Source organism: Marinilactibacillus sp. 15R, from assembly GCF_001895285.1.
Classification (GTDB): Bacteria; Bacillota; Bacilli; order Lactobacillales; family Carnobacteriaceae_A; genus Marinilactibacillus; species Marinilactibacillus piezotolerans.
Genome location: NZ_CP017761.1, coordinates 1,621,400 through 1,647,451, shown reverse-complemented (window position 1 = coordinate 1,647,451; position 26,052 = coordinate 1,621,400). Strand labels below are relative to the sequence as shown.

The 26,052-nt window shown below is 33.9% G+C and carries 20 protein-coding genes; 2 read left to right on the top strand and 18 right to left on the bottom strand.

Annotated elements, in window-relative coordinates:
* Window positions 1–5: 5 nt before the first annotated feature.
* The 3 genes from BKP56_RS08165 to BKP56_RS08155 all read right to left on the bottom strand — a co-directional run bounded on the left by BKP56_RS08165 (window position 6) and on the right by BKP56_RS08155 (window position 2,771).
* A complete protein-coding gene (locus BKP56_RS08165; protein WP_083540521.1) occupies window positions 6–1,349 on the bottom strand; it encodes a DUF1576 domain-containing protein in 1,344 nt (447 codons plus the stop codon).
* A 349-nt stretch (window positions 1,350–1,698) separates the two neighbouring features.
* On the bottom strand, window positions 1,699–1,839 hold the full coding sequence (locus BKP56_RS13905; RefSeq protein ID WP_198033936.1) for a hypothetical protein: 141 nt from the start codon (window positions 1,837–1,839) through the stop codon (window positions 1,699–1,701).
* Between the two features lie 152 nt (window positions 1,840–1,991).
* On the bottom strand, window positions 1,992–2,771 hold the full coding sequence (locus tag BKP56_RS08155) for a Cof-type HAD-IIB family hydrolase (RefSeq protein ID WP_072694604.1): 780 nt from the start codon (window positions 2,769–2,771) through the stop codon (window positions 1,992–1,994).
* Between the two features lie 421 nt (window positions 2,772–3,192).
* Here BKP56_RS08155 and rnjA point away from each other — a divergent pair, with 421 nt between their 5' ends.
* Window positions 3,193–4,863 carry a ribonuclease J1 gene (gene rnjA / locus BKP56_RS08150; RefSeq protein ID WP_072694603.1) on the top strand — a complete coding sequence of 557 codons (1,671 nt, stop codon included), beginning with the start codon at window positions 3,193–3,195 and terminating at the stop codon, window positions 4,861–4,863.
* Window positions 4,864–6,107: 1,244 nt separating this feature from the next.
* Here rnjA and BKP56_RS08140 read toward each other — a convergent pair.
* The 13 genes from BKP56_RS08140 to BKP56_RS08075 all read right to left on the bottom strand — a co-directional run bounded on the left by BKP56_RS08140 (window position 6,108) and on the right by BKP56_RS08075 (window position 21,085).
* On the bottom strand, window positions 6,108–6,527 hold the full coding sequence (locus tag BKP56_RS08140; RefSeq protein WP_072694601.1) for a hypothetical protein: 420 nt from the start codon (window positions 6,525–6,527) through the stop codon (window positions 6,108–6,110).
* Window positions 6,528–6,929: 402 nt separating this feature from the next.
* Window positions 6,930–10,301, bottom strand: a complete 3,372-nt coding sequence (locus tag BKP56_RS08130) for an RHS repeat-associated core domain-containing protein (RefSeq protein WP_072694599.1) — start codon at window positions 10,299–10,301, stop codon at window positions 6,930–6,932.
* A gap of 407 nt (window positions 10,302–10,708) precedes the next feature.
* A complete protein-coding gene (locus BKP56_RS08125) occupies window positions 10,709–11,341 on the bottom strand; it encodes a response regulator transcription factor (protein WP_072694598.1) in 633 nt (210 codons plus the stop codon).
* Complete coding sequence (locus BKP56_RS08120; protein WP_232226864.1) at window positions 11,338–12,207, bottom strand: sensor histidine kinase; 870 nt, start codon at window positions 12,205–12,207, stop codon at window positions 11,338–11,340. Before BKP56_RS08120 ends, BKP56_RS08125 begins: the two co-directional genes overlap by 4 nt.
* Before the next feature lie 185 nt (window positions 12,208–12,392).
* The gene (gene liaF, locus BKP56_RS08115; RefSeq protein WP_072694596.1) at window positions 12,393–13,130 is read right to left on the bottom strand and encodes a cell wall-active antibiotics response protein LiaF; all 738 of its coding nucleotides are present in this window, start codon (window positions 13,128–13,130) and stop codon (window positions 12,393–12,395) included.
* Between the two features lie 162 nt (window positions 13,131–13,292).
* Window positions 13,293–13,766, bottom strand: coding sequence for a transcription elongation factor GreA (gene greA / locus BKP56_RS08110; protein WP_072694595.1), 474 nt, complete (start codon window positions 13,764–13,766; stop codon window positions 13,293–13,295).
* A gap of 180 nt (window positions 13,767–13,946) precedes the next feature.
* Window positions 13,947–14,585 (bottom strand): uridine kinase, encoded by a 639-nt coding sequence (gene udk, locus BKP56_RS08105; protein WP_072694594.1) that lies wholly within the window; start codon window positions 14,583–14,585, stop codon window positions 13,947–13,949.
* A gap of 90 nt (window positions 14,586–14,675) precedes the next feature.
* Entirely contained in the window at window positions 14,676–15,758 is a 1,083-nt protein-coding gene (gene mltG / locus BKP56_RS08100; RefSeq protein ID WP_072694593.1) for an endolytic transglycosylase MltG, read from the bottom strand.
* A 226-nt stretch (window positions 15,759–15,984) separates the two neighbouring features.
* On the bottom strand, window positions 15,985–16,290 hold the full coding sequence (locus BKP56_RS08095; protein ID WP_072694592.1) for a DUF1292 domain-containing protein: 306 nt from the start codon (window positions 16,288–16,290) through the stop codon (window positions 15,985–15,987).
* 11 nt (window positions 16,291–16,301) lie between these two features.
* Window positions 16,302–16,730 carry a Holliday junction resolvase RuvX gene (gene ruvX, locus BKP56_RS08090; RefSeq protein ID WP_072694591.1) on the bottom strand — a complete coding sequence of 143 codons (429 nt, stop codon included), beginning with the start codon at window positions 16,728–16,730 and terminating at the stop codon, window positions 16,302–16,304.
* 4 nt (window positions 16,731–16,734) lie between these two features.
* Window positions 16,735–16,992, bottom strand: a complete 258-nt coding sequence (locus tag BKP56_RS08085) for an IreB family regulatory phosphoprotein (RefSeq protein ID WP_072694590.1) — start codon at window positions 16,990–16,992, stop codon at window positions 16,735–16,737.
* A 221-nt stretch (window positions 16,993–17,213) separates the two neighbouring features.
* Window positions 17,214–19,859: an alanine--tRNA ligase gene (gene alaS / locus BKP56_RS08080; RefSeq protein ID WP_072694589.1), complete on the bottom strand. Its 2,646-nt coding sequence runs from the start codon at window positions 19,857–19,859 to the stop codon at window positions 17,214–17,216.
* Between the two features lie 344 nt (window positions 19,860–20,203).
* Window positions 20,204–21,085 (bottom strand): YitT family protein, encoded by an 882-nt coding sequence (locus BKP56_RS08075; RefSeq protein ID WP_072694588.1) that lies wholly within the window; start codon window positions 21,083–21,085, stop codon window positions 20,204–20,206.
* Between the two features lie 174 nt (window positions 21,086–21,259).
* On the opposite strand from BKP56_RS08075, the gene BKP56_RS08070 reads away from it, so the two are divergent.
* A complete protein-coding gene (locus BKP56_RS08070; RefSeq protein ID WP_072694587.1) occupies window positions 21,260–22,168 on the top strand; it encodes a diacylglycerol/lipid kinase family protein in 909 nt (302 codons plus the stop codon).
* A 55-nt stretch (window positions 22,169–22,223) separates the two neighbouring features.
* On the opposite strand, the gene recD2 is transcribed toward BKP56_RS08070, so the two are convergent.
* On the bottom strand, window positions 22,224–24,686 hold the full coding sequence (recD2, locus tag BKP56_RS08065; protein ID WP_072694586.1) for an SF1B family DNA helicase RecD2: 2,463 nt from the start codon (window positions 24,684–24,686) through the stop codon (window positions 22,224–22,226).
* 144 nt (window positions 24,687–24,830) lie between these two features.
* Window positions 24,831–25,955, bottom strand: coding sequence for a tRNA 2-thiouridine(34) synthase MnmA (gene mnmA / locus BKP56_RS08060; protein ID WP_072694585.1), 1,125 nt, complete (start codon window positions 25,953–25,955; stop codon window positions 24,831–24,833).
* Between the last annotated feature and the right edge of the window lie 97 nt (window positions 25,956–26,052).

The window sequence follows — 26,052 nt, the reverse complement described above, 5'->3', positions numbered from 1 at the left end:
TACTCTCAGCTTTTTTCTTTTTCTAATTCTATTTCTTCAGCCGGATCCACTGGTTCTCTTAACTCACGTCTTTGTGCTCTGTGGTAGTGAACTGCTTCAAGAAGCGGGATCATCAGAGCAGCTACAAACCCGCCTGCAAACCCATTATTATATAAGTTGATACCTCCGTGAAGATAACTAGTGTTACTGACAACTGTCAGATGCAACCCGCCTGCTACCATCCCCATGAAATAACCGTATCTTCCGGCAATAGGTGCTACGGTTGTCCCAAATAATCCAGCAATAATCACAGAAGTTGCACTCATATCATATGAATTGATATACCCAATCAATATTACACCCAATAATATAGGCAATACATTTTTTAAATGTTTTCCAAATGCCCCAAACCCAACCACTGTTAATATGCCTCCAACTGTAGGGCCATTGAGTTCTCCGCCCAGTACTAGAACGAAAGTAGTTGCTACTAATCCTAACAGAGCCATATTGATTAATGTTAAACTAAAACCTGTCTTTTCCAGAAAATCAGTCGAGAGCTGACCAGAATGTTTAGTGATTGAACCATATCCTTTAAAAGACCAGTTGTTCTGATATAGTCCATAAACTAATAACGAAACAAATAGAAGAATGAAGAAGATAGCTAATGGTACATTATACCCTCTAGAAAGAAGAGAAACTGGCTCAATCTCTACTCCAGTCGCCCTTAAGATTGATGTGAAGATTGTACCGACTACCCCACTTGAAAATCCGATATTATACAGACTGAACCCTTTGGTAAACCCCACAAAATGATGAGCTAGAGGAGGAAGAATAAAACCAGCTATAAAACCGGCAATATTACCTAATAAAACTCCCATAATGACAGGCATTCCAATATTGAATGTGATCTCATTAACTAAAGGTCCTAAAGCAGTACCAAACAAGGCCGCTAAAAGGGATTTTTTAGCTGATACTTTAGTTACCCATGCATAAGAAAAAGCACCTAAAACGATCGGCATAGAATTATATAGGTTTTTCCCAAAGAATGAAAAGGCTGCTACAGTAAAAAAAGCCGCAATCAAAGGACCGTTTATTCTAGCTTTTGTCATTTTAATTAACACAAGTGAATGCAGCATCAATATACCAGAGTTGAAGAATGTAGCGCCTACATTGGTCAGTGCAAAATAATCAGTTGTTAAATTAGATGGCGAAGTTAAAATTTTGAATTGACCGTTTACAATTTCCTCAAAGGAATTAAAGTAAAAAGCAACGATCATAAATAAAAATGTAAAACCAAGTAAAAAACTAAGTAATGCTTTTTGAGAAATATGTTGATACGGCAAAATAACCCTGTCCTTGTTTATATCCATAATCATCTCCATTTCTTAATTACAGTGAACTAGATAATATGTACTAAATAAGTTTGCTATCAGAAAGTGATTTTATAAATTATAACTAATACTTTGGATTGTTTCAACCTTATATTCATATTAGATAATCTCACTATACGTGATATAATAGGGCTCACTTTTATATAAACTGTTCAATTCGGAGTTCTTCGATTCAGTTCAGATCATTTTCTTTAGACATCAACTTTTCTTTAATAAAAACTACTTGTTCAATTATATGCCCAGTATTTCCTTCTCCAGTATAGACAGTCCAAATAAATTCTCATTTAATTCAGACTACTTTCCTCACCTTCAACAGCTGCATACCTTTTTAATCTACAACATATACTTCAAGGTAATAATCATAAACGTAATACGTTAGATCCATTAAACGATAAAAATTAATGTCCTTTTGAGTAAGAGATGTTGCTTCCCTTAATTCTGTGTATGCAGCATCCGTTCCTTTTTTCAATTTCCCCGCCAACTAAATGATCAAGACCTTTATATAGTTTTTTCAACCTTTTACATATCAAAAGCTTATTCATGGAACAACTATAAATCATTAGAATATTAGAGCCTTGAATTTTGGTAAGCCTTTAATAGCTAACTGTTTTTGGTTCATGATCAAATCAAGTCAAGTTTCTTCAATGCTTTATATATACCATCGTTATTGTTTGAGTCTGTTACCATATCCGCAACTTCTTTAACGATTGTTTCGGCATTCCCCATCGCAACTCCAACCCCTACATTTCCGATCATTTCGTAATCATTCATGCCATCTCCAAAAGCGATGATATCTTCTTTTTTAAATCCTTTATCCGTTGATAACTTAAAGATCGTTTCGAACTTTGAACCATTGGCTGGCAGAACATCCATACCTTTCTCATACCATCTAACAAACCTGAACTCAGGAAATTGACCATCTTCATACAAATGTCTTTCTTCTTCAGTATAAAATATCAGTAATTGTGTTAAATCATTATATTTATAAAAATCAGTCTCATGATCCGGTACGTCAAAGCCAACATGTTTCATTCCCGATTCAACCGCATGATCAATCTTGTGACTTCTCCTTTTTAAATCTTTAGCAGTTTCATAAATCAACTGGTGTCCATTTGCATCAGCTACTTGAATTAACCGATCAATCGATACTTTGTCCAATGGATTTGAATAAACCATCTCATGGTGAAAAAATCCAGCTGCTCCATTACAGACTATATAATTGGGCAAATTCAGCTCGTCAATCAGTTCTTTTGCCATAACAGCGTTTCTACCTGTTGCAATCGCTACTTCATGACCATTTTTCTGCAAACGGTCAATAGCTTCTCTAGTGCTGCTTAAAATAGTTTTTTCATCTGTTAACAATGTTCCATCAATATCAAAGTAAATCATTTTTTTATTCATACGGATCTCCTCATTTAATTTATACATCATCATTATACACGAATTTAGTATACCGTGTGTAATCCATTACACACAATTTACCTTAGCTTAATATTATAGAATTACAGTATATTGGTACTTCTTATATTCCAGTTCCATTCATGAATGTCCTTTTTGTGTAATTTGCTTCTTCTATACTTATTTGAGTTAGTATGGTAGAATCAATATAGCTGTTGGTAAAGTTATACCAACTTATCGGACGGATATAAAAAATGAAAATCAAGTTTGAGCCATGTCATGATTGACTTTACATCTATAGTGGCTTTTTTCATAATATATAAAATACAACCTGAATATGTTTTTTATATAGAGGTTTGCTTTTTTTATGCAAACTCCAACATCATAAAATCTGAATGAAAACAATTTTAAAAGGAGATTTATAATGAAACCGAATATTAAAAATAACGAAGCAGCCATCTTTGCATTAGGTGGGCTGAATGAGATCGGAAAAAATACGTACGGAGTACAATTTCAAGACGAGATCATTTTAATCGATGCAGGAATCAAATTTCCTGAAGATGATTTGTTAGGAATCGACTATGTTATTCCTGATTATTCTTACATTATTGAAAATAAAGATAAGATCCAAGGGCTTTTCATTACGCATGGTCACGAAGATCACGTTGGCGGAATTCCTTATTTACTAAAACAATTAAATATTCCTGTTTATGCCGGTAAGCTTGCCTTAGCTCTTATCCGCAACAAACTGAATGAACATCAATTACTACGTTCGGCTGAATTAAACGAAATCAACGAAGATACAGTTGTGAAATTTAGAAAGACATCCGTTTCATTTTTCCGTACCACTCACAGTGTTCCAGAGTCATACGGAATTGTTGTTAAAACTCCTAATGGAAATATCGTTCAGACCGGAGACTTCAAGTTTGACTTTACTCCTGTAGGTGAACCTGCAAACCTGCATAAGATGGCTAAAATTGGTGAAGAAGGTGTACTAGCTCTACTATCTGACAGTACCAACGCTGAAGTCCCTAACTTCACAAAATCAGAACAAGTGGTTGGGGATTCCATCCAAAACTTATTGAAGAAAATTGATGGTAGAATTATTTTCGCAACATTCGCTTCTAATATTTCCAGAGTACAACAAGTGGTTAAAGCAGCGAATGCTACAGGACGTAAGATTGCTGTTTTTGGTCGCAGCATGGTTACTTCCCTTGAAACTGGTCAAGAACTTGGCTATATTGTGGCTGAAGAAGGAACCTTTATCCATCCTAATGAACTGAAAAGATATAAAGATAATGAAGTTCTAATATTGTGTACTGGTTCTCAAGGAGAGCCCATGGCAGCCTTAAGTCGGGTCGCAAACGGTACTCATCGTCAAATCTCAATTCAACCTGGTGATTCAGTGGTCTTCTCAAGTTCGCCGATTCCTGGAAACACCGTCAGTGTTAACCGGGTAATTAACCAGTTATTAGAAGCAGGCGCAAATGTCATTCACGGAAAAGTCAATAATATTCATACTTCTGGTCATGGTGGACAAGAAGAACAAAAATTGATGCTCCGCTTGATGAAACCTAAATTTTTTGTTCCAATTCATGGAGAACACCGTATGCAGAGGATTCATGCAAATCTCGCTATAAAAACCGGTGTCCCTGAAGAAAACTGTTTTATTTTAGATAATGGTGAGATTGTAGCTTTTACAGAAGATTCTGCTAGACGTGCGGGAGAATTCTCTGCTCAAGATGTTTATATTGATGGTAGTGGAATTGGAGATATTGGAAACGTAGTCCTTAAAGATCGTAAGTTACTTTCAGATAATGGTCTGGTTGTCGTAGTTGCTACAATCGATACAGATAAGCGTTCAATACTAGCTGGTCCTGATATCATTTCTAGAGGATTCATTTATATGCGTGAGTCAGAACAATTGATTCAGGGAGCTCAAAAAGTTGCTTTCGAAAGTATCCAGCGTTCATTTGAATATAAACAACTGAATGAATATAAAATGCGCAATGACTTGATTGATGATATCAAGCAATTCCTATTTGCTGAAACAGAACGTAAGCCAATAATCTTACCAGTAATCTTAACGAAATAAGTCAAATTAAAATACCGTCAAATCAAAGGTTATAAATCTTTGATTTGACGGTATTCTATTGTTAACTAACTTTGTATCAACCTATCCCATTTCTTAGGTATTCAATTTTAGATTATATCTACAAACCCATTTCATTTTCAGCATTATTGCTACTCTAACAATCAGTAAAACTATGTACCTATAATAGAATAGAAATCCAACTACATAACTTTTTTAGACATTTTAAAAATTCAAATTTTTTCCTGATACAACATAACCATTTTAAGCAATCAGCTGTTTAAGTTATTTTCGGATGTACCCTAGAAAAACCAAAAATAAGAAACAAGCTGCTATAAATAACGATCTAAGGATAACTTTCCTCATCGTAAGTGGATCATACATACCACCGTTAAAGTAATCATATTTTTATTTATAAACAACGTAAATCTCAACGGCTCGTAATGCGGAAAGTAAAAGAAAAGAAAAAATGTAAAATAAAATGTAATAAACTAAAAATTGAATCCAAATCGGAAATGGGCTTACTAGATTATAAAAAAATTCTAATATATTTTCCATATTCACCCTCACTTATCGCTTGATGTCTCTAAATAACTCTTATCTGTAGAATCCTTTTCGTCTTTTTGGTATACATTTTGTACTATCGTGTTTAGTATAGTTCCAAGGGTTGCTCTAAACGAATTATTCCTAACAAGTCTTATTGCTTCTGCTTTCATTGTGACGATAGAATAAGCTTGAATGAGTGGTAAGTTCGCAGCTTTTGCAACCACGGACCTAGCATACCATGTACTAAAGAACCTCACAGTGTCTTGATCTAAATCTCCTGTACCGCCTATTCCTCCTGCAATTACTCCTGAAGCAGCACTCGCAGATATTGGAACCCATTTCCCATCTGGATAAGCTTACTTTGACGCTCCAAAATATTTTATTCTAGAATAACGAAATAGTTAAATTATTAAACCAATTTAACCTAATTTTAAATACCCTATAATAACCAAAAATAAGAAACAAGCTGCTATAAATAACGATCTAAGAATTACTTTCTTCATCGTAAGCGGATCATTCACAACATTAAAATAATGCTCTTTTGATTTGAAAATCAGATAAATTCCTATTGTTCGTAATATAAAGAGAAGAAAGAAACTGAAAATATAAAAAATAATATAATAAAATAAAAAGTGAATCCAAATTGGAAAGGGACTAACTAGACTATAAATAAATTCTAAAATTGTTATCATTTACTTTCCTCACTTACTATTTGATGTCTCTAAATAATCTTTTTCCATAAAAAGATTTTTCACGTATTGATATAGATTGGAACCTAATGTACTTACGGTGGTTCCAGAAGCTGCCAACAACGAATTATTCCTAACAAGTCTTATTGCTTCTGCTTTCATTGTAACGATAGAATAAGCTTGAATGAGTGGTAAGTTCGCAGCTGTTGCAACCTCGGACCTAGCGTACCATGTACCAAAGAATCTCACAGTGTCTTGATCTAAAACTCCTGCACCGCCTATACCTCCTGCAATTGCACCTACACCACCACTAAATGCTAGCTCATCCCATTCAACAGATTCATTATTGACGTATTGTGTACCAGTATAATTTGCCATATTCAATGCACTGTTTGCTGAGATAGCTCCTACTAATCCTATTCCTACTAGCAATTGCTCCTGAAGCTGCTCACGTAGGTACTGGAACGCCTTCTACCATCTGTATAAGTGTACCTAATGCTCCCAAATTTTTTATTTTGGAACAACGAAATCGTTAAAATATAAAGTTAATTTAAGCTAATTTTGTAAATAACCCATAATAACTAAAATTAATAAACCAATTGCCGTAAATAAAGATCTTAAAATTACTTTCTTCATTGTTAATGGATCGTTCATAACATTAAAATAATCATCCTTTGATTTAAAAACAAGATAAATTTCGACGGCTCTTAACGCGCAAAAGTAAATAAAGGAAAAAATATAAAACAAAATAAAATAAAATAAAAATTGAATCCAAATTGGAAAAGAACTTACTAGACCATAAAAAAAATCTAAGTTTATTATCATTTACTGTCCTCATTTATTATTTGATGTCTCTAAATAACTTTTTTCTGTAGAGGGATTTCTCGCATCTTGAAGTTTATTTGAGCTCACTATGCTAAATATATTCGCACCAGTCGCTCTTAATGAATTATTCACAACTATGCTTGTTGCTTTTGATTTCATTGTCACATAAGAATATGCTTGAACAAGCGGCAAATTTGTTACTCTTGCCACTTCGGATCTAGCATACCATGTGTTAAAGAATCTAACAGTGTCTTTATCTAAAGCACCTGCACCGCCTAATCCTCCAGCAATCCCACCTATCACTCCGCTAGTTGCTAGTTCATCCCATTCAAAAGATTCATTATTTACATATTGTGTACCAGTATAATTTGTCATATTCAATGCACTGTTCGCTGTAATCGCCCCTACTAATCCTATTCCAGTACCAGCAATTGCTCCTGAAGCAGCTCCAGTCGCTGTATTAACAGCAACTTCTCCCCAGCTGACATTATCCCATCCCTCAGTCATTACTTGATCAATTAGATTTGCACTGCCGCCTATCAATCCACCAATTGCTCCTCCGGCAAGTACTGTAACGTATTCTCCATCTGGATCAACGTACATAGTAGGATTTGCATTAGCATAAGCATACCTGTTTAAAGTTGGACTATGTCGTATATCTCCTACGAATACATCCGCATTTATAAATCGCATAAGATCAGGTGAGTAATATCTAGAGCGCATATAATATAGACCTGTATCATCCGTCATTACTCCATCTTTAGCATTAAAAAGGAATCCGGTACTAATGGTATCTGATGTATTACTTACTTTGCCATAAGGATCATAAGAATATCTCTCTATCACCGCTCCTCTTTCGTCAGTAACTGCCGTAGTACTTCCTCTATAATCATAATGATATACATGATAATCTTGAGTAGAAGTCTCTGTTCCAATAAGACCATTCCCATAAATATAGTACGTACCATTTCCTTCAGAATCTGTTTCTATTAATAGTTGGCTTAGTTCGTCACCTATACTACTATAAACATATTGTATGCTACCTTGTTCTGATTGAGAAGAAATACGATTGTTTTCAGCATCATAACTATAGTTCGTATCATTCGATTGTATCAATCTATTTCTAGAGTCAAAAGAAAAAGTGATGTTTTCATTTTCTAGCCATCCACTCAATAAATTCCCATCTTTATCATAAGTGTAATTTTCCTGACTGTTATAATTCAAAAGCTTGTTTTGATCATCATATAACATGGATTTTTGATTAGTCATAAAATTACTTCCTACAATATTACTTGCTTGATCGTACTTATAGGTATATATATCATTTAAGTCTGCATCACTGTTATTATCTTTTCTTTCAACCACTCTACCTAATTCATCATAGCGATAGTTATAAGTCAAATTATTTACTTTTGAAGTTTCCTTAATGATTTGACCATTAGCATCGTACTCATATAAGTAGTGATTAATCACTTGACCTTGTGCACTCTTATCTATAACTTCGGTTACGAAACCTGCGCCGTTGTATACCTCCGTTAGTTGACTACCATCAGGACGAATTGTACCAATCAAGTTCCCATTGTTGTCGTACGTGTAAGAAGTAACTCGATTGTTCCAATCTGTAACCTTAACAAGCAAGTTCAGTTCATTATATTCATAGTGTACAGAATGACCATTAGGATAAATCAATGTTACTAGATTTCCTAAAGAATCATAGGCATATTTTATAGAATTGCCCTTAGCATCTACATATTTTGTTACTCTATTTAGACTGTCAAACTCTCTTGTAATTGTTCCTGATTCATCGGATATCTTTACTACATTTCCATTATTATCGTATTCAATCGAAGTGGTGCCTTCTGTGTCAGTGTAGGTTTTAATCCTATCAGCCGCATCATACTGATAACTTCTACTTTGTCCACGAGCGTTTGTAACTGAAGCTATTAAGTCAGAGGAGTTATATTCATATTGTATTGTTCCATTTGAAGGTGTCGTCTCAGTTAATAGTCGCTCAGCAGCGTCGTAAGTATAACTTGTTAACTTTCCTTTAGGTCCAGTAACTTGTATAGGCTTTCCATCTAAATTATATTGATAACTGCTTGTAGAACCAAAAGAATCAGTAGCCATTGTTAATTCATTCGTATTACTATAACTTAAATTAGTTTTATTTCCTAAAGGTTTAATAAACTCCGTAAGGTTATCTCTAGAATCGTATTGGTTAGTTAAAGTATTTCCTAGAGCATCTTTTACAGTGACAGCAAGATTAGTAGAATCATATGAGTTTTCACTGATTACATTATCCATAGGATCAATAGCTTTAATTAAATTCCCGTTACTATCATATTTATTTTTTATAGAATTGCCTAATCCATCTGTTATTTCAATCAAATTGCCTTTTTTATCATAACTATATGCAGTGGTGACATTTTTAGCATTTGTAATTGCAATTAACTTATTTACATTGTCATACACATATTTTGTTTCATGACCAAGAGCATCAATCTCACTAATTTTGTTATTATTATTATCATATTTAAATTTTGTTATATTATCATTAGGATCTTTTTTTTCTGTCAAATTTCCGTATATATCATAAACAGATTGAGTAGTATTCCCTAAAGGATCTGTAACACTTATTAACTTCCCATCTAAACTGTATTCATATACCGTTTGATTTCCAAGCGAGTCTATCGTCTTTTGAGTATGCCAATTCGCATCATAAAAGTAAGTTATTAGTTCTCCAGAAGCATTCAGTTCTGTTTTAAGTTTGCCATTGGGATAATAAGAATATTCTATTTGCCCTCCACCTGGATTTTCTATCAATACTACATTATCTATTTCATCATAAGTATAGGAAGTTTTTTGATTTTCTCCATCTACTTCACTTAGCAATCTGCCCGCCGGATCATACAGATTTGTTTTAAGGATTCCCATATCATCTTTTATTTCTACCAATCTATCTTCAGCATCGTAAGAATAGGATGTACTATTTTCTTTGGGATTAACTTCTTTTATCATTTTACCGTTGCCATTATACATGTATGAAGTAACATTTTGGTTAGCATCGGCCTCTGTGAGTATATTTCCGTTACTATCATATGAAAATAATAATTGATTTCCTAACTCATCTGTTTCAGATATTTTATTTCCAATTTGATCATATTCATAATGAGATTCATATCCATTTTCATTAATGATTGAGGTTACTCTTCCAACCGTATCATATTGATAGTTAATTAAACCACCATTACTATTTGTTTCTGATTTTAACGAACCATTCTCATAAGCATATTTAGAAACTTTACTTCCTTCTATCCTTTCAATAATTTGTTTATGTTCATTATATTTTATTGATGATTTCGTTTGTGAAATTCTTATCATGATTCTATAATAGTGGTTTTACGATATTTATTCAAGATTTTTTAAAGAAAGCGTATAAAATTTGATCCAAATGAGGTGAAAACAGATTATAATCCCTCTCTACTTATTAAATATTCTTTTTAAATTCATAGCTATATATTGTCATACAAAAAAAACCAGAAGTTAGAATGTTTACTCTAACTTCTGGGGCTCGCACCTTTTTTAAAAGTACTGCTTACACTTTTTAGAAGTTCCGGCGTTTCTTTCTCGTCTAATTCTAAAATATCATTATTACTGATTTTTTTCTATACATTCTCTTATTGCTTCAGAATGTGTTGTACTTATCTTAATAAAAAGCCTTCTTTGTGATCAGGCATAACCTCTTCTTCTATCTCTTTTTCATTATTAATCTGGTAATATTTATTTTTTCACTCTACTAAATCATGTCTAAATGCGTAAATAGCCGCTTGTGTTCGATCTTCTACTTGTAGTTTAGATAAAATATTAGATACGTGAGTTTTTACTGTTTTTAAAGTAATGAAAAGTGAATCAGCAATTTCCTGATTGGAATACCCTTGTGAAATCAATTGTAATACTTCTTTTTCTCGATTAGTTAAGTCATCATGCAAAACAACTTTTTGTTTCGTAGTTTCCCGATCCAAAATTTTTTCTGTAACTTCAGTTTCAAAGTATGGATCTCCATTATATGTAGAACGAATGGCTTCAGCAATTTCGCCCGCTGAAGATGTTTTTAAAAGGTATCCTGAAGCTCCTGCTTCCATAGCCGGGAAGACTTTTTCATCATCGATAAAACTAGTTAAAATGATAATTTTTGCTTCTGGCCATTCTTTTAAAATTTTTTGGGTTGACTCAATACCATCCATTACTTCCATCACCAGATCCATTAATATAATATCCGGTTTTTCTTTTAGTGCAATTTCAAATCCTTGCTGACCATCTTCTGCTTCTCCAATGACAGTAATATCTTCTTGTATAGAAAAATAAGAAGATAATCCTAATCGAACCATTTGATGATCATCTACTAGCAATAGTCGAATCATTTTTTTCCTCCTGCTATAATTGGTATGCTAATTTCAATACTCGTACCTTTATTGGGAAACGAGATAATTTTTACATTCCCGCCAATTCCATTGATTCTTTCACGTATATTTTCAAGACCATAGCTTCCAGATTTTTTAGAATTCATATCAAAACCTACACCATCATCTATCATTCTGAGTTGAACTGTTTCATGAACTTTTTTAAGATATACTTCCAGTTCTTCTGCTTTTGCATGTCTCAACACATTGGAAAGTAATTCCTGAACGATTCTAAACAAATGATCTTCTATTCCATCGGGTAAACTAACGTTTTCAATTTCAAAACGAATGTCCGTACTGATTTTTGTACAAAGTTCTTTTAATAATTGTTCAATTCCTTGCTTTAATGTTTTACCGTCCAATTTGACAGGTCTTAAGTGCAGAAGAAGTGCCCGCATTTCCGTTTGTGAATCATTAATGATTTTTTCAATTAAATCCAACTGTGTTTTAAACTTTTCATCCAATTGATCAGATTGCTGATTAACGGCACTCAGCATCATAGAGGCTGCAAATAACTGCTGACTTACAGAGTCATGTAACTCTCTAGCAATTCTATGTCGTTCCTGCTCAAGAATTTCAATTTTTGTTTCATTACTCATCTGAGTAGAACGTTGACTAGCGCTGATTGCTTCCTCTGCCATACGCATTAACTTCTCGTGAAGATTTATGAATTGGCGGTCTATTTCTTTATTCACTTGTAATGGGGTATCTAATGAGTACATATCTAAAAATATAGAAGCAGAATAATGTCCTTTTGACATCATTTTAAGACCTTCTTCTACTTTTTTCAATTTCTTTCTTTCAAATGATTTCATATATGTCAGCATAATAATTGTTAAAAAAACAGAAAAGAAAATTAAGTAAAAAATTAGTGGAAATCCCGAGAATCTATACTCAAAAATCATATAAAACCAATTTTCATCTGTAAAGGTAAAGCAGATGAATAAAGTAAATACAAAGATCAATAAGAAAAATAAGAAAAAATATTTAGAAAATTCAGTGGCATTTTTTCTCATAAAAATACCACCTCTACTTCGCCTACTAATACGTTCAGCACGACTTTGATTTTTCTTGAACTCAAATGATAAGAAGGAGATTGCCATTTTAGTGTTTCATTTTTCAAGTCCAGTTCATCATGAGCCACTTTGACTTTACCAAGCAATAATGATATATCTAATGAAACTCCAACTTCGTCAGGAATAAGTATCTTAGTTTCACCGATCCCTTTTCTTATCAAGACGATATTTTCCTGTTTAGGTAGAATGGTATTACCTAGGTCAATAACTGTATCGCCAATTATTTTAGTAAAGTTTATATCATCCCATTCATAAATATCATAGCCAATCGAATCATCACCAAACCATTTTTTTCTAGACATTTGCACAGTTTCTTCTTCGTGTTCTTTAAACTGTACAGCTACATATTCCTTTTCTCGCCATTTAGTCTGCTTTTTTGTAAGAGGATCTTTGACAGTCTTAAACATTCGGTGATCTTCTCCGACTTTGAAAATCAATAAGACAATCAAAATGACCCATGCTGCGCTAGTAAACAGAATAGAAAGGAAGAATAATATAAGCCCCAGCCAAAAAAGATTACCTTGCTTCTCATGAGATTTAAAAATTCTATCAGAAAAAAACATTAATAGGATGCTCCCTATTAATAAAATGAGAATCAGCGGATCTGTTACAAGATCATAAAGTAACCAAATCCCAAGCAAACCCATGATTATCTTAAATATTGGACGATTCATTTTACATGCTCCTAGCTATTCTATAGTAATTATAGTATAGCGAATATATCTGATAATAGCATTACTTGAAAGCAAAAATCAGTCTAAAGTATGATTTTTGAAATAAATAAAAAAAGATCAAAAGACAGCATAAACTATCTTTTGATCAGGCTCTTTCTTATTTTAAAATACTTTTGTAATTTCAACTTCCATTGAACCACCAGGAGTTTCAATAGATACTTTTTCTCCAACTTTTTTTCCTAAAAGTGCTTGAGCTATTGGAGATTCATTTGAAATCTTACCAGAAAAAGGATCTGCTTCAGCTTTTCCTACGATTGTATATTCTTCATCAATACCATCTGGTAATTCTTTAAATGTTACTGAACGACCAAGTGAGACTTCATCTGCTTTTGCTTTAGAATTATCAATAATTTCAGCATTTTGCAGCATGTTTTCTACAGTGCTGATACGCCCTTCAATAAATGCTTGTTCATCTTTTGCAGATTCATATTCAGAATTCTCAGATAAATCCCCGAATCCTCGAGCAATTTTAATTCGTTCTACAACTTCTTTTCTTTTTACTGATTTCAATTCGTTTAATTCGTTCTCCAATTTTTCTTTACCTTCTAAAGTCATTGGATATACTTTTTCTGTCATCAAATGCTTCACCTCATATATTAAAATAATATTCAAACAAAAAATCTTGTATCTGAGCGTAACCTTTTATTGTAGCTTTCGATTCAAACTCTGAGTTTGTAATCTCAATGGAAACAAGATACCACGAACTTAACATCTTGTAAAGCGTTTTGTTAGTATATTTTAAACATAGATTGTTTATTATAGAGATCGTTTTTTAAAGATTGTATCAATTTTTGTGGTCATCAAGTCTATCGCTACCTGATTCCTGCCACCTTCTGGAATAATAATGTCCGCGTACTTTTTGGTAGGTTCAATAAATTGTGTATGCATCGGTTTAACAACTCCCAAGTATTGCTCAATAACATGATCTAATGTACGAGCACGCTCTTCAATATCTCTTTTAATCCGACGAATTATTCTAATGTCATCATCTGTATCGACATATACTTTAATATCCATCATTTCACGGAGCCTCGGATCTTCTAAAATAAGTATTCCCTCTAAAATAATGACTTCTTTAGGTTCTTGAACAATAACTTCATTGCTTCGAGTATGTTTTGTATAATCATATACAGGCTTTTCGATCGTTTCATAATTGAGCAGCTTATATAAATGCTTAATCAGTAAATCTGTATCGAAAGCAAACGGGTGATCATAATTCGTATTTAATCGTTCTTCAAAGTCTAAATGGTCCTGGTTTTTATAATAAGAGTCTTGTTCCAACATCATAATAGATCTCCCAGGGAAATGATTATAAATCGCCTGACTAACACTTGTTTTCCCGCTACCTGACCCTCCCGTAACGCCTATTACAATTGGTTTTGTCTTCTTTTCCATGTCAATTTTCCTTTCAGTTGAACGCCCATTGATCACTAAAGGGGCGTTTTGTTCTTAATAAAAGCACTGAGCCGAATAGACTCAATGCTTTTAATTTAATTCAGCTTTTAATTCTAAATGCTGTTCGTATGTTTCCGAAAAATAGACTTTTTGTGTAGATAATTCAGCTATAAAGTACATATAATCTGTTTCAGCAGGATAGACACTCGCATAAATAGAATCTTCAGACGAACTATTTACCGGTCCTGGTCCAAGTCCTGTATGCTTATAAAGATTATATGGAGAATCAACTTCTAAATCATCATAAGTAATCTGCTCTTTGTGTTCCCCCAAAGCATATATTACACTGATGTCTGTTTGAAGCGGCATACCGACTGCTAGTCTATTATAGAAAACTCCAGAAATGAGCTTTCTATCTTCAGCTGTAACGCCTTCTTTTTCAATATAAGCAGCCATCGTTAAAATGTCATGGACTGATGACTCTTGCGTTTCAATCTCAGCATAATACGCTTGCATCGTTTGGTCCATTCTCGAAAGCATTTGTGTGACAAGATCTTCTAAGGTAGTATCTTCGTAAATTTCATACGTAGCCGGATATAAATATCCTTCTAGAGTATATAAAGTTTCTTCTCGTACTTGATAAGCATTATCCAGCAGCTTTGGAAATTCATCACGTTTCTCTTGAAGAAATTCTTCACTTTGTACAAGCTCAAAAAATTCATCTTGCGAATAATCAGTTTCATCCTCAATCACATTAGCAATTTGGTCTAACGTATATCCTTCGGGGATTGTTAAACTCCCGGTGGATTCTTCTGTGATCGGTGAGCCACCTTCCTTTAGACTCTGAACAATTTCATCTACTGATAATGAAGGAGAAAAAATATAATGTCCAGCTTGAAAGCCTTCTTCGCCATTGAATCTTAGATGATAGTTGAACACAAATGCACTATTAATGACGCCTTTTTCTTCTAGAATACGTGCAATATCTGTACGGGAAGAGCCTATTGGGATTTCAACTGGTATTTCTTCTGTACTATTAGGGTCTAAAGGTTCTAAAGATGAGGTGTAGTAGTGATAGCCAGAAAAACCTAGAATGATAATCAAGGTGATCAAAATAGCTACAATACTCAGCACTATTTTACGTACAGTATGCTTTGATTCCTGGTCAGGCATATTTGATCCATTCCTTTTTTAAAGTGTTTATATCCTTTTCATTATACACAATCCACTCTAAATATTAAAGAAAAAATTTGTTATACCGCTGTAAAATCATTTTCATTGCAAAAGGTTCAATCAATTTGATTTCTTTATAACTTAAATATCTATCTCAATACAAAATAAAATAGTCATTAGAAATCTGAATTAGCATTTCGGATGACTATTTTATATACAAATCAGTTTATTGTTCTTCTTCCTCTTCAATAAATGTATTTAAAACTTCTTCAATCATTTCCCATTCTTCGTCTGAATCAATTGCACTTAATGTGCCTTCTAATCCACCATCATTTTCAGTATATGAAAAAGCAGAAAGTTCTACTTCTTCTCCTTCGCTTGTTCCAGCAGGATATACAAGAACATATGATTTTTCAAAGTCGTCTGAATCAAAGGTAAAAAGAATTTCATATAGTTCTTCGTTACCTTCTTCATCGATTATTGTAATATGTTCATGATCATGATTATGTTCGTGTTCGTGTTCGTGTGACATTTTATCATCTCCTAATTATTATTCGATTGGCGATCTAAGTAACCTTGTAAAATCATTACAGCAGCTAACTTGTCAATGACCATTTTCCTTTTTTTTCTTGATGTATTACCTTCTTCAATTAACATACGATTGGCTTGCATTGTAGTCAACCGCTCATCTTGATACTCTACTGGAAGATGAAAGGTCTCTTCTAAAAGGTTACCATAACGATACGATGCTTCTGCCCTTGGACCTATCGTACTATCCATATTCTTAGGTAATCCCACAATGAATTTTTCTATTTCGTAAGTTTTTACAAGATCCGACATTCTTTCAATTCCAAACTCTTCTTTTTCTTCATTTATTTTAATGATTTCTATTCCTTGTGCAGTCCATCCAAAGGGATCGCTGACAGCGACTCCCACAGTCCTAGATCCTACATCTAATCCCATTATACGCATTTAATTAGTTGTCACTTTCTAGATACTTCGTCATCAATTCTTCCAAAATCTCATCTCTTTCATGCCTTTTGATTAGATTTCTAGCATCGTTATGTCTAGGGATATAAGCTGGATCTCCAGACAACAGATAACCTACGATTTGATTGATAGGGTTGTATCCTTTTTCTTCAAGTGCTTTATAAACAATTCGTAATGTATCTTTCACATTATGTTCGTCGTTATTATTCACGCTAAATCGTACTGTATGATCATTTGAAGTCATAAATTCCCCTCCGTACTTCATAAGCATAATTTGACTGATGATTGTTTTTAGAGATAAAGCTTATGTGTTGTTATTTTACAAGAAAATAACCCAAAGTACAATGACCAATAAACCGATTTATCCAAACAATCAGCAATCATTTACTAGATTCTTACTTTCTAAACTTCTGTTCTGCTTAGAAAGCAAGAATTCTTATAATAAGCAATAACTAATTTTCAATTTCAGCTATTTACTTTGATCCAGTTACTTACGGTATCCAATGCTTGAGACAGTCCTTCAGGATTTTTCCCTCCTGCTTGTGCCATATCCGGACGGCCACCACCACCGCCACCCACTAACGGTGCGATTGACTTGATTAAATCTCCAGCTTTAAGACCTTTATTGACTGCATTATTGCTCATTGAAACAATTAAATTTACTTTATCCTGTTTTTTCAAACCTAATACTAAGATATCAGAATAGTTTTCTTGTTTCCATTTATCAGCTAATTGTCGCAACTGGTTCATATCTTTCACTTGAACTTCTTGAGCGATATAAGTGATACCTTCTACGTTATCTATCTGAGAGAACACATCATCAGCTTGAACATTTGCCAGTTTAGAGCTAAGAGACTCATTCTCTTGTTTCAGATCTTTAAATTCTTGTTGCAGCTGTCCTAATTTATTCGGTAATTCTTCTACAGACTGAGCTTTTAGTTGATCACTGACATGCTGTAAAACAGATAGTTGATTTTCGATCCATTTGTAATAACCTTCGCTTGTTCTAGCAATAATTCTTCTAGTTCCAGCTCCAATACCTGATTCAGAAATAATCTTGAATAATCCTATATCAGATGTGTTGGATACATGAGTACCTCCACAAAATTCTTTCGAATATTCTCCAATCATTACGACTCGAACTTCGTCTCCATATTTTTCACCAAACAAAGCCGTTGCTCCTAATTTTTTTGCTTCTTCGATTGAAGTAACTACAGTGGTGACTGGAATAGAATCGAAAATTCTCTGATTTACAATTGTTTCCATTTGTTTAAGTTCATTGTCAGTTACTTGACCAAAATGCGTAAAGTCAAACCTTAACTGATCAGGTGTCACTAGTGAACCGGCTTGATTAGCATGATTCCCTAAGACATCTTTTAAAGCTTGATGAAGTAAATGGGTCGCTGTGTGATTTCTCTCAATCAAATTACGACGTCGACGATCAACCTCTAAAGTATAAACCTCACCTTTTTTCAATAAAGCAAGTACTTCTACTTCATGTAAAGGTTGTCCTGCGGGTGCTGCTTTGACATTTGTAACAGTCGCTACAACTTCGCCTAGTTTATTTTTAATAGCACCAGTATCTCCGATCTGCCCGCCTTTTTCAGCGTAGAATGGCGTTATATCAAATACTAAGCGAACTTTTTCACCTTTTTCAACTGATTCTTTAAACTCATCATCAGCTATTATTGTTTCTAATGTTCCTTCAGTTTTAATATTACCATATCCAATAAATTCACTATCATCTTTCAATTTTGATAATAAATCGCTTTGCACAGACATTGAGCCTTCTTCATTACGAGCTGATCGAGCGCGTTCTCTTTGTTTTTTCATCTCACTTTCAAAGCCTTCTAGATCAACTGTAAGATTTTGTTCTTCTGCAACTTCTTCAGTCAATTCAATTGGAAATCCAAAAGTATCATATAATTGGAAAGCGGCTTCTCCACTGAGAACAGTTTCGCTTGCTTTTTTCATTTGTTCTGTTATTTCATTTAAACGACTAAGTCCTTCTGCCAGTGTTTCATGGAACCGTTCTTCTTCGTTTAAGATCACTTTAGTTATAAACGGCGTTTTTTCAAGAATTTCAGGATAATGTTCCTTCATTATTTCTCCAACTACTGGAACAAGTTTAGTTAAAAACGGCTTCTCAATTCCTAATTTACGACCATGCATAATCGCACGACGCAGCAAACGACGCAGTACATATCCTCGACCTTCATTTGATGGCAACGCTCCATCTCCAATCGCGAACGATATTGCACGCACATGGTCTGCTATAACTTTAAAACTCGTTTGTTTTTCAGAACCTTTATCATAGGTAATTCCAGAAATTTCTTCTACTTTATTGATAATTGGCATGAACAAATCAGTTTCAAAATTCGTTGGTACATTTTGGATGACTGAAAGCATACGTTCAAGCCCCATGCCCGTATCAATATTTTTATTAGGTAATGGATCATAAGTATCATCGGGTTTATGATTGAATTGAGAAAATACTAAATTCCATATTTCAAGCCATCTTTCATTTTCTCCTCCAGGATAATTTTCAGGATCGTCTTCAGACAGGTCGTTGAACGCAGGTCCGCGATCATAAAAGATTTCTGAATTTGGACCACATGGACCTTCTCCGATATCCCAGAAGTTTCCTTCCTCTTCTACGATATGATCTTCATCTAGTCCGACTTTTTCATGCCAGATTTTATACGCTTCTTTGTCTTCCGGATAAACTGTAACATATAACTTATCTGGATCCATTGCTATCCATTTTTCATCCGTTAGAAATTCCCATGCCCATAAAATGGCTTCTTCTTTAAAATAATCTCCAATAGAAAAATTACCAAGCATTTCAAATAAGGTATGATGTCTAGCTGTCTTACCCACATTTTCAATATCATTTGTTCTAATACTTTTTTGAGAACTAGCTAACCTTGGATTGCTTGGTTTAACTGATCCATCAAAATACTTTTTCATTGTTGCCACACCTGAATTAACCCACAACAGTGAAGGATCATCTATTGGGACAAGTGAAGTACTTTTTTCAACTTTATGATTCTTTTCTGCAAAAAAATCAAGATATAACTGTCTAAGTTCAGAACTGTTTAACTGCTTCATATAATATTTCCTTTCTTCTTTCATTTATATATTTTTCAACAAAAAAACTGAATAATCCCATTGCTCACAAGGACGTCTGTACGCGGTACCACCTTGATTGCAATGACACTATCCAGTCTGTCATTACCTCTTAAGTCTTGTTAACGCCAAGAAACGGTATGATTTCTCATACAAGTAAAATTAGGGAGCGAATGACGTGCACTACTGATCCCATTTCACCTTTGCAAGGATCTCTCTAAAATAGCTGAATTCGTCATATATCCTAAAGTTCGAATAAAATGAGTATAGCTTAGTTTAAAAGCATAGTCAACCCATTATTTTGTCAATAAATCAATGGATTTAACTTAAAAGTTCGAATCTTCCGTGCTGAATTGTTTGTGTAAAGAGAAACCACGTCCTAACACTTCACTAGCACTCATTGCTACTACAAAAGCATCCGGATCAACCTCAAGTACCGTTTCTTTCAGGAGAGTAAATTCTCTTTCCTGGATGACAACCATTAACATATCTTTTTCAGTATTCCCATATCCACCACGTACACCTAAGTTTGTTACGCCTCTTTCAAGAGTGTGCAAAACCTCACGCTTAATTTCTTCAGGGCTATCTGAAATGATAAATATGTTTTTGTTCCGATTAAATCCTAATTGAACCAAATCAATTGTTCGAGAAATCAAAAATAAAGAAATCAATGAGTACATTACAGTTTCGGGATCAAATACAACCAGAGCTAAGAAAATAACAAAACCATCTACTAAAACTGTACTAATTCCAAGCTGTAAATGCGCAAATTGATATAATATTTGAACAATTATACTCGTTCCGCCCGTTGATGCTTTAGCTCGAAATACAATTCCTAATCCTAATCCTGTAAAAACACCTCCAAAAACAGCTGCTAAAAATGGATCATGCGTCAAAGGAGCTAGATCACCTAAAAACATTAGATAAAAGGGTAATAACAAACTTCCTAAAATCGTTTTATAACCTGCAGCTTTTCCTAATAGGACAAAACATAAAATTAATAATGGAATATTTACAGAATATTGAAAGATTGCAGGGTCAAAGTTATATAGATTATTGGCTATAATCGACAAGCCAGATACCCCACCAGAAACAATATCGTTCGGCAGCAAAAATACTTGGAAAGCCACTGCTGTGATTAAACAGCCGATAACAATATAAACGTAATCAACTGCATCTAATGTAAAACGCTTTGCTAATTTAAACATTTATTTCCTCCTTCAATAACCTTTGTTCGAGTCATTCTATCATTACGCTAAGCCCTTTAACAACCATGATTGCGTATTCATGAGTAAATTATCATCCATAACCGATTAATAGATACTTTTTTATATATAATAATTATCGTATACTAATATTAATTTACGAATTGGAGAATCCCTATGACCTTACCAATACATCTAGTATTTATTATAAATGAGCACTCAAGAAATGGTAAATTTTTTTCAAAAAAATTACCTGATATCATGAAATCCTATTCCTTGACTTATGAAGTACTTAAGACATCAAAGGATGATTCTTTTAAAAAATCTGCTATTGCTTTACTAAATTCCTTAAACGACTCATCAAGGTTAATTGTAGCTGGAGGAGACGGAACTTTGAATGCAGTCATAACTGTACTTGAGTCTTTGAATTTAAGTACAACATTAGGCTACGTTCCTACTGGTTCTGGAAATGACTTTGCTCGCTCACATCAACTATCATTTGATTACAGACAAGCAATAGAACAAATTGTTCATCAAGAAGAAGCCACAATATTAGATACTCTGGTTATTAGCCAAGATGATTTAACTCTGAATGCCATTAACAGTTTTGGTATCGGACTAGATGGTATGGTTAATTATTCACTAGAAAATTCTAAAAATAAAAAAAGGCTTGGTAATTTTTCGTATTTTGCTACTATCCTTTCCGCATATTTTTCGCAAAAAAGTTTTGATGTAACAATCAAACAAAATAATCAGATAATGTACTTCCCGGAGGTTCTGCTAATCGTATGTGTAAATCATAAGTTTTTTGGTGGAGGAATCCCTATCCACCCTCAAGCAGTTCCAACTGACGAACTAGTCAATATTATTATTGCTGAAAAAGTTTCATTTTTTGAATTGATTACTCTTTTATTAAAAGTTCTAATCAATCAAAGTCACCTTTCTCATAAAAAGCTGCATTCTTTCAATGGACCTGCTTGTACAATCATACTTGATTCGCACCAGTACGGTCAAACTGACGGAGAATGGATAAAGGTTCATGGAAACTATAAAATCCAAACAAAAAAAAGAGCATTTTGGATTTAAATCATATTAAAAGCATAAAGTGACCAATTTTATCAAAAATTGGTCATTTTATGCTTTATAACGTATAAGGTGATAAGCCTGACATTCCAACTAGAGGATCTACTACATTATTTTCAATCATAAGCGGCGTCAAAATTTTAGTTTGCACAGTTTCAGTGTCTGAATCATTTATTTTATACTCTTCTGGTTCATCAGGTATTTCTTCTTCCACTTCTTCGATAAGGCCTGTTAACTTACTGTCTGTTTTTTGTTCAGTGAGTAATCTTTGTTTAAGAGTCGTTTTCCTCAACATACTTGTTGACTGTAGACTTTGCCTATATGCATCTTCTTCACCACAGAGTATCAAAAACTGACTAGCTCTAGTAACCGCTGTATATAATAAATCTTTCTTTAACATTCTTCTATAGCCGTTAACCATAGGTAAGATTACCATATCATACTCACTTCCTTGAGCCTTATGGATCGAACAACAATAGGCTAAAGTCAATTTGTTCCATTCATTGCGCAAGTATGTTACTTCATTACCTTCAAAATCAATAACCAGATTGTCGGTCTTTGTTTCAGATTCCTTAGATGGAATAATTCCGGTAATAATACCCATATCCCCGTTAAAAACATTTCTTTCTGGATCATTGACTAGTTGAAGTACTTTGTCTCCAATTCTATAAACATTGTCTATAAATTTAACTTCTTTTTTTTCATTATGTTCATTGGGATTAAACAAGTTCTGCAAATGCTTATTTAATACATTGATTCCTGCCGGCCCTTTATACATGGGGGCTAACACTTGGACTTCTTGTGCTGTATATCCTTTAGAAATCGCTTTGGTCACGACTTGAGTAATTACATCTAAAACTTTAGATGTTGTACACGGAAAAAAGCTACGATCTTTTTTCTTATCTTTAAAATCATCTGGTAACTGATTCTCTTTTATTTTATGAGCTAATGGTATAATCGAAGAATCATTTCCTTGGCGATAAATATCTTTTAGTTCACTTTTTGGAATAACTTCACTTTCCAGAAAATCTCTCAAGACTTGTCCGGGTCCAACAGAAGGAAGCTGATCTTTGTCTCCAACCAAAATGACTTGCATATCATTAGGAATAGACTTGAAGAGCTGATACGCAAGCCAGGTATCTACCATTGACATCTCATCAACCACCAAAAGCTTCCCTTTTAAGTTTCGATCTGAATCATCAAGGCTTTCTTCATCATCCATCGCAGTTAATCCTAATAGGCGATGGATCGTAGAAGCAGGTAGTCCTGTTGTTTCTTTCATTCTTTTAGCTGCTCTTCCTGTTGGGGCTGCTAAAAGAATAGGAAATGCCTCATCTTTGTAATCAGAAGGATCTAATGAAAGATCATTTAATTCAGCAAATAGATTAACAATCCCATTCAATACTGTCGTTTTCCCTGTGCCCGGTCCACCTGTCAGTAAGAACACTGGAGAATGTAATGCTCTGTCAATCGCCGATTTTTGAGAATCTCCATATTCGATTCCCATCGCTTTTTCTAAATGACTCAGTTTCTTTTCGATTTTTTTTGAAGAAATTTCAATTTTATCTGAATAACTAAGTAATCGTTCGACTGCTGTAGAAATTCCCCACTCAGAAGCAAACAGTGAGGGGATATAAAAACGGTCTTCATCTTGGATAATCTCTTGCTGTCGAACTAATTCAATTACATTATCCGCTACTGATTCCGGTTCAATAATAAAGGGTCTACTTTCTTCCAGCACCTTTATACTTCTGGTGAGTAGCGGCTTACTTAAAGTAAACGTATCTCCCTCGCTAATGGTCAGTTCCTGAATTGAATAAAGAATGCTTGCTTGTATTCTTTTTGGGGAATCAGGTTTTATACCAATTTCATCAGCTATAATATCCGCACGGTTAAACCCTATCCCTTCAATTTCTTTAATTAATTGATAAGGATTCTCTTGAATGATCGATAATGTCTTGCCTTCAAATTTCTGATAAACTTTATAGGCTAACTGATTGCCTAATCCGAACTTGTTCAAGGCTAGAATTACTCGCTGCATCCCCTGTTCTTTTTCGAGAACATCCATTATCATCTGTTTCTTTGTCTGATTTAACCCAGCTACTTTATCTAAATGATTCGGATCATCTAGTATCAAATCCAATACCCCTTCGCCCAGAGTACTGACAATGCTTTCAGCAGTTTTCTTACCGATACCTTTGAATCGGCTGCTGGATAAGTAAGAAACTACCGCCTGAGCGCTGGAAGGCTGTTTTTTTGCATAACGATCTGCTAGAAACTGTAAACCGTATTTGGGATGATCAGTCAATTTACCATAAAATTGATAAGTTTCTCCTTCGGTTATCTGCCCGAAATTTCCTGTGATCACAATTTGTGTTCCATCGTAAGTAGTATTAGTTTCTGACAAATCAACTAGCATGACTTTATAGAAATTAGAAGGATTAGAAAAATAGATCGCTGACACTTCTCCAACTATATACTTCTCTTGGTTTTCTTCTAATTGAAGTGTTTCGTTTTCCATATTTTTCCGCCATCCTTTCGCTCTGTCTATTTTAACGAAGTCTACGTGGTTTTTCTAGTCTTTATATTTAAAATAAATTTAGAGTACCTATGTAAAAAAGAGACAAATGAACGATCATTCGTCTCTTTCTCTTGTTAGAGTTTATTAAACGTATTGTAGTTCTTTTTCTTTGCTGTAAGCAGCATCGATTGTTCCGCCGCCAATACATTCATCTCCATCATACAATACAATTGCTTGCCCTGGAGTGATTGCACGAGCCGGTTCATCGAATTCGATTTGTGCTGTATTACTTTCTTTATCTAAATGAACTGTAACACCCACATCGGTTTGTCTATATCTGAATTTGGCTGTACAGTGGAAAGTAGCTGGTTTTTCTGAATGATTTGTAAATGAAAAATCACTTGCATTTAAATGAGTTGCATATAATACAGGATTTTCATATCCTTGTCCTACATATAATTCATTTTTAGCAAGATCTTTCCCGATCACGAACCATGGTTCATTAGATGTACCATTACCACCGATTCCCAAGCCTTTTCTTTGACCGATCGTATAATACATAAGACCGTCATGCTGCCCCATTACTTCACCATCTAAAGTCAACATTTTACCTGGTTGAGCAGGCAGATAATTCATCAAGAATGTTTTAAAGTCTTTTTCGCCGATAAAACAAATTCCTGTCGAATCTTTTTTCTTAGCTGTCGCAAGATCTGCTTCTTCAGCGATTCTCCGCACTTCTTTTTTATCCATTTCTCCAAGCGGAAACAATACTTTTGATAATTGTTCTTGAGATAATTGATTTAAAAAGTAAGTTTGATCTTTATTATTATCAATCCCTCTAAGCATATGAGTAACTCCATTTTCATCTCGAGTTACGCGAGCATAATGACCTGTTGCAACATATTCTGCCCCTAGTTCCATTGCATAATCAAGGAAAGCTTTAAATTTGATTTCTTTATTACACATTACATCAGGATTTGGTGTTCTTCCTTTTTTGTATTCATCCAAGAAATAGGTAAATACTTTATCCCAATATTCTTTTTCAAAATTGATAGAATAATATGGAATACCAATTTTATTTGCCACTAACGCAACATCTTTATAATCTTCCGTTGCTGTACAAACGCCAAATTCATCCGTATCATCCCAGTTTTTCATGAAAACTCCAATTACATCATAACCTTGTTCTTTTAAAAGCAAGGCTGTTACTGAAGAATCCACTCCTCCGCTCATTCCGACAACGACTCTAGTTTTCGAGTTGTCAGTCATAAAATCACCATCATTTCAGTTTAGATTCTGAACTATACACGAATTGAAGGTTCGTAAGTTTCAGTCTGTTCCATTATACTTACTTAAAGAAAGAAAT

What these genes read in the sequence shown, in the direction of transcription:
- BKP56_RS08165 (WP_083540521.1), bottom strand. Translation starts at nt 1,349, where the DNA reads ATGGATATAAACAAGGACAGGGTTATTTTGCCGTATCAACATATTTCT.
- BKP56_RS08155 (WP_072694604.1), bottom strand. Translation starts at nt 2,771, where the DNA reads ATGAATAAAAAAATGATTTACTTTGATATTGATGGAACATTGTTAACA.
- rnjA (WP_072694603.1), top strand. Translation starts at nt 3,193, where the DNA reads ATGAAACCGAATATTAAAAATAACGAAGCAGCCATCTTTGCATTAGGT.
- BKP56_RS08130 (WP_072694599.1), bottom strand. Translation starts at nt 10,301, where the DNA reads ATGATAAGAATTTCACAAACGAAATCATCAATAAAATATAATGAACAT.
- BKP56_RS08125 (WP_072694598.1), bottom strand. Translation starts at nt 11,341, where the DNA reads ATGATTCGACTATTGCTAGTAGATGATCATCAAATGGTTCGATTAGGA.
- BKP56_RS08120 (WP_232226864.1), bottom strand. Translation starts at nt 12,207, where the DNA reads ATGCTGACATATATGAAATCATTTGAAAGAAAGAAATTGAAAAAAGTA.
- liaF (WP_072694596.1), bottom strand. Translation starts at nt 13,130, where the DNA reads ATGAATCGTCCAATATTTAAGATAATCATGGGTTTGCTTGGGATTTGG.
- greA (WP_072694595.1), bottom strand. Translation starts at nt 13,766, where the DNA reads ATGACAGAAAAAGTATATCCAATGACTTTAGAAGGTAAAGAAAAATTG.
- udk (WP_072694594.1), bottom strand. Translation starts at nt 14,585, where the DNA reads ATGGAAAAGAAGACAAAACCAATTGTAATAGGCGTTACGGGAGGGTCA.
- mltG (WP_072694593.1), bottom strand. Translation starts at nt 15,758, where the DNA reads ATGCCTGACCAGGAATCAAAGCATACTGTACGTAAAATAGTGCTGAGT.
- BKP56_RS08095 (WP_072694592.1), bottom strand. Translation starts at nt 16,290, where the DNA reads ATGTCACACGAACACGAACACGAACATAATCATGATCATGAACATATT.
- ruvX (WP_072694591.1), bottom strand. Translation starts at nt 16,730, where the DNA reads ATGCGTATAATGGGATTAGATGTAGGATCTAGGACTGTGGGAGTCGCT.
- BKP56_RS08085 (WP_072694590.1), bottom strand. Translation starts at nt 16,992, where the DNA reads ATGACTTCAAATGATCATACAGTACGATTTAGCGTGAATAATAACGAC.
- alaS (WP_072694589.1), bottom strand. Translation starts at nt 19,859, where the DNA reads ATGAAGCAGTTAAACAGTTCTGAACTTAGACAGTTATATCTTGATTTT.
- BKP56_RS08075 (WP_072694588.1), bottom strand. Translation starts at nt 21,085, where the DNA reads ATGTTTAAATTAGCAAAGCGTTTTACATTAGATGCAGTTGATTACGTT.
- BKP56_RS08070 (WP_072694587.1), top strand. Translation starts at nt 21,260, where the DNA reads ATGACCTTACCAATACATCTAGTATTTATTATAAATGAGCACTCAAGA.
- recD2 (WP_072694586.1), bottom strand. Translation starts at nt 24,686, where the DNA reads ATGGAAAACGAAACACTTCAATTAGAAGAAAACCAAGAGAAGTATATA.
- mnmA (WP_072694585.1), bottom strand. Translation starts at nt 25,955, where the DNA reads ATGACTGACAACTCGAAAACTAGAGTCGTTGTCGGAATGAGCGGAGGA.